Origin of the sequence: Streptomyces flavofungini (genome assembly GCF_041028215.1) — a bacterium.
Classification (GTDB): Bacteria; Actinomycetota; Actinomycetes; order Streptomycetales; family Streptomycetaceae; genus Streptomyces; species Streptomyces flavofungini_B.
This window is the reverse complement of record NZ_JASKYR010001513.1, coordinates 1-427: the sequence shown is the minus strand read 5'-3', so window position 1 is coordinate 427 and position 427 is coordinate 1. Positions and strand designations below refer to the sequence as shown.

The 427-nt window shown below is 73.1% G+C and carries 1 protein-coding gene; it reads right to left on the bottom strand.

Annotated features, from left to right (window positions below; all coding sequences use genetic code 11):
• Positions 1-19 precede the first annotated feature (19 nt).
• A partial coding sequence (locus tag AB8Z36_RS41940) for a hypothetical protein (RefSeq protein ID WP_369218555.1) occupies positions 20-427 on the bottom strand: 408 nt, incomplete at its 5' end.

The following is a 427-nucleotide window of genomic DNA, read 5'->3' as shown; positions in this document are numbered from 1 at the left end:
GTGGCGGGGGCGCGGCGGCTCAGGTGTGGCGCGTGCAGTAGCGGTAGTACGTCATCACGAGGACGCCCGCCGCGGTCGCGAGCCCGAGGGCGACGCAGCTGAGCGCGCTCCTGCCGCTCTGACTGACCAGGAAGCCGAGCGCCACCCCCGAGAGCGCCGCCCATGACGCGGCGCGCAGCTCAAGGGGCAACTTCTCGCCCGCCCGGTGCAGGACCACGACCAGGACGGCCAGCACCAGCCCGGAGACGACGCCGAGCATGACCTTTCCTACGGTGACCTGGCCGCCGTGGACGCGGTTGGTCGCGGCCCAGAAGCCGTAGACGAGGCCGAGGAGCAGGGGCAGGGCCCAGACCGAGGTCGCGGTGGACCGTGCGGCGGGCACGTGGTGGAGGGGGGCGGCATGTGCCATGACGGTTCCCTTCTGGGG